At 30.7% G+C, this 4,026-nt stretch carries 5 protein-coding genes; 1 reads left to right on the top strand and 4 read right to left on the bottom strand.

Annotated features, from left to right (window positions below; translation table 11 throughout):
• Positions 1-261 precede the first annotated feature (261 nt).
• On the bottom strand, positions 262-849 hold the full coding sequence (locus tag Q0649_RS20445) for a hypothetical protein (protein ID WP_298846213.1): 588 nt from the start codon (positions 847-849) through the stop codon (positions 262-264).
• 161 nt (positions 850-1,010) lie between these two features.
• Here Q0649_RS20445 and yyaC point away from each other — a divergent pair, with 161 nt between their 5' ends.
• Positions 1,011-1,574, top strand: coding sequence for a spore protease YyaC (gene yyaC, locus Q0649_RS20440; RefSeq protein ID WP_298846210.1), 564 nt, complete (start codon positions 1,011-1,013; stop codon positions 1,572-1,574).
• A gap of 118 nt (positions 1,575-1,692) precedes the next feature.
• Here yyaC and Q0649_RS20435 read toward each other — a convergent pair whose 3' ends face one another.
• The 3 genes from Q0649_RS20435 to Q0649_RS20425 all read right to left on the bottom strand — a co-directional run.
• Positions 1,693-2,727 (bottom strand): rod shape-determining protein, encoded by a 1,035-nt coding sequence (locus Q0649_RS20435; protein ID WP_298846207.1) that lies wholly within the window; start codon positions 2,725-2,727, stop codon positions 1,693-1,695.
• Positions 2,728-2,850: 123 nt separating this feature from the next.
• Positions 2,851-3,105, bottom strand: a complete 255-nt coding sequence (spoIIID, locus tag Q0649_RS20430; protein WP_216105975.1) for a sporulation transcriptional regulator SpoIIID — start codon at positions 3,103-3,105, stop codon at positions 2,851-2,853.
• A 123-nt stretch (positions 3,106-3,228) separates the two neighbouring features.
• The coding region (locus Q0649_RS20425) for a peptidoglycan DD-metalloendopeptidase family protein (protein WP_367179426.1) at positions 3,229-4,026 on the bottom strand (798 nt) is incomplete at its 5' end.

Here is a 4,026-nt window from a genome sequence, read left to right as displayed (position 1 = left end):
AACCTACAACCTGCTGATTACAAGTCAGCTGCTCTACCGTTGAGCCATGCCAGCACATTATGAATACATCGTTTTACCGTGTCGACAAGAATTATTATACAACTTAAAACCAGTAATTTCAAATCTATTTTCCTTAAATAAACGACTTCTTCTCTACATTACTATATCATTCTCACATTTACTCTATATTAATCACTAATATAACTTTTTTATTATTTAAAAGTTTAATAATACTTTTTTATATACCTTACATAAATATAGTTAATTAAGTCCTTCTGCCAAGTTCATATCTATAAACCTTCCAGCTACTTTCCGCACTTTATCATATTCTTTTGCTGATAAATCTTTTTTTAACAATTTAAGTGCTTTAAGTACACCATCCTCAGCATCCTTAGCATATAAATATTCCTGTACTTTCTTATAATCTTCCGTATCTAACTTTGTACTCACATATAATAATTTTATTTTATCTGATGTAGTCAGATTTTCTTTTATTTTTGATGCAGATACTCTAAACACTGATTTTTCATTTTTATCTATATAATTATAATAATTTTCTAGACTATCCTCATCTTCATCATTTTTTGTAATCTCTGTGTTTGATGATTTTACACTTGTATAATTATTTGATTTTTCATCTTTCATTTCATCTTTTATTACCACCTTAACTCCATCATTATTATTTATTATTGAATTAGAAGGTTTTTTATACTTAACCGCACCATATTTAATCAATTTCTCCTTTTCATAAGCGTTGAAATTGTTAACATGGTAATCAAATGAAATCATTATAGTCACGCTTATTAAAGTTGAGAATATAATAATAAATAATAATTTAATTTTTTTCATTGAAATATCACCCCAAATAATTGTTATATATATAGATTATTTGCCAATTGATGATTTTTTTATTCTTTATCATAATAATACTTCAAGTTTATTCATATAAATAATTCATAGGAAAATAAATAATATTTTTTAAAAGGCAGAAATGTAAGGAGGTATATTTCTTGAGTAAAGCTAAAACACACTATAAAGATCCTTTAGCATACTATACAATTTCTAATTTCCTAAAAGATTATATTGACGAGAATACTCTAGTTGTTTGCATAGGAACCGATCGATGTATAGGTGATTGCCTTGGCCCTTTGGTTGGTACCTTTTTAAAAAACAGTTCCTTTCCATTGCCCGTTTATGGCACTATAGATAATCCTATTCATGCCTTAAATATAGACAGTAAATTATCTGAAATAAAGTCAAAACACCCCAATTGTACTATAATAGGTGTTGATGCCTGTCTTGGTGACGTCACAAATATTGGTGAGCTCCAAGCTAGAAATTATCCGATTCATCCTGGTAAAGGTGTAGGTAAAACCCTTCCTATAGTAGGTAATGTTTCATTAATAGGTATAGTCGATTCAAGTGATGATAATGAATTATTCACTAATAGAAACATCAGACTGAGTCTAGTAATGGAAATTGCTAATGTTTTAAGCAGATCCCTTATACATTCATATTATTTGTATTCACTTAACAATGATCAAAATAATTTAATTCCTATTAATATGCTCTAATTAATTTATCTATAATAAATAATATAATAGTATTTTAAATTTTTTTTTAATATATAAAAATAAGCAATACAATTATTAAAATAATTGTATTGCTTATTTTTATAGCTTGTTTACACTTTTACTTTGATAAATAATTGTTGTATCCACCAAATGAATTACCTAACTTATCAACATAATCCAATACTTTACCTGTACCAAGTGCTACACATGATATTGGATCCTCTGCCAAATATACTGGAACCTTAGTAACTTCTTGTATTAACTTGTCGAGTCCCTTAAGCAATGAACCTCCGCCAGTCATAACTATACCCTTCTCAGCTATATCAGCTGATAACTCAGGTGGAGTTTTCTCTAACACTGAATGTGCACATCCCGCTATTTGCGATACTGCCTCTTTTAAAGCTTCTCTCATTTCCTCGGATGTTACTGCCAGATTTTTCGGAAGACCTGTAACTAAGTCCCTTCCTCTTATCTCCATACTTTCCTCTTCATCTTGTCTATAAGCGCAGCCTATATTGATTTTCAAATTCTCTGCCGTTCTCTCGCCAATCATTAATTTATGCTTTTTTCTAATGTATTTTATAATATTTTCATCAAACTTATCTCCAGCTACCTTAATGGATTCACGTACAACCATGCCTCCTAAAGAAATAACTGCAATATCAGTAGTCCCTCCACCAATATCAATAACCATATTACCACTTGCTTTACTAATGTCGAGTCCTGCTCCTATAGCTGCAGCTAACGGTTCTTCTATAAGTTGAACTTTTTTAGCTCCTGCATTTCTAGCTGCATCTTCGACTGCTCTTCTTTCCACTTCAGTTGACTCACAAGGGACGCAAATCACAATCCTTGGAGCAGATAATCTTCTTTTACCACAAGCCTTCGTTATAAAGTGCTTTAACATTTTCTCAGTTATATCATAATCTGAAATAACACCGTCCCTCATAGGACGTATTGCCACAATATTTCCCGGCGTTCTTCCTATCATTTGCCTAGCTTCTTCTCCAACTGCCAATATTCTATTATTAGTCCTATCTATGGCAACAACAGAAGGTTCTTTTAAAATAACGCCTTTTCCCTTGGTATATACAAGTACTGTTGCTGTTCCTAAATCAATTCCCATGTCTGTTCCCATTTTTAAAAAAAACATTTCAAAACTCACTCCTGCTCTTTAGTATATTAGATAATTAAATTATACTAAACTATAATACATAAAGCCATAAAAATATCCTTTTTTACCAATAATATTTTTATTGTTTTCTTTTGAAATGCTTTATCCTTCAATTGCCTTATATTTAAGTCTAGTTGCATCTCCACCTCTTATATGTCTTTCAGCTTTGTTTAAATCTAAAATCGTTTTTGCTTGACTAGCAATTTTAGGATTCAATGTTGGTAATCTCTCCGTCATATCCTTGTGAATAGTACTCTTGCTAACTCCAAATACTTTGGCGGTTCTTCTTATTGTTGATTTTGACTCAATAATATACTTAGCAACTTCTAATACTCTGTCTTCAATATAGTCTTTCAAAGTGTTACCTCCTAAACCCTTCTATATTAATAAATATGCAATACCTTGCTTTTAAATTCCATTTCAATTAGTCATCTGACCATATATTTTGGAAAAACAACTAATTGAGATGGTTATTGGTTTTTATTTTGTTTTTGAAGATTGGTATTTATCATATTTTATATATTTAGCAGGATCAATATTCGTATTATTTTGTAAAACTTCAAAATGTAAATGTGAACCATATACTTCTTTATATGAATTTAGACTAGTGTTTCCAACTGTACCAATTTGTTGTTTTTTACTTACTTTATCACCTTTTTTTACTAAGATTTTTTCATTTAAACTAGTGTATTTAGTAACAAGGCCATTTTGATGATCTATTACAACCATCTTTCCATTTTGACCTACAACATCAGTACCAACTTCCTTAACTATTCCATCCATTACAGCCACTACTGGCTCGCCAGTTTTTGCTTGAATGTCAACTCCTAAATTTGTTCTGTAGCTTCCATCAGTCTTGAACACTACTGAATCAATCTCTTTTGAATATGCTCTTGCTAGTAGCCCATTAGCCACTGGATTTGCAAATTGAGCATTGATTGAACTAGAAACTGCAGCCGTTGCTACATTTTTTGTGTTAGGTACTGCTTTAAGTTCTTTAGTCTTAGCTATATTTTCTTTTTTCACTTGCAGAGCACCATCATATGCCTTTTGGTTTGCCTTAGTTACATTGCCTGCATTAGCTTGTTCTTTTTGTACGGCTTCCTGATTACTTGCAACTTTTTTATTATTGTTTGCTGTTATAGATGCCACTGTAGCAACTATACATAAACAAACAAATAAAATTACGTAGAAGCCCTCCTTCTTGAAAAAGTTTAATGCTTTATTGTTTGCGTTTTTATCCATACAAACACCTCCATTTGTATTTTTGTCCATAAT

The organism is uncultured Clostridium sp. (genome assembly GCF_937920395.1).
Taxonomy (GTDB): domain Bacteria; phylum Bacillota; class Clostridia; order Clostridiales; family Clostridiaceae; genus Clostridium_AD.
This window is presented reverse-complemented; position numbering and strand designations above follow the sequence as displayed.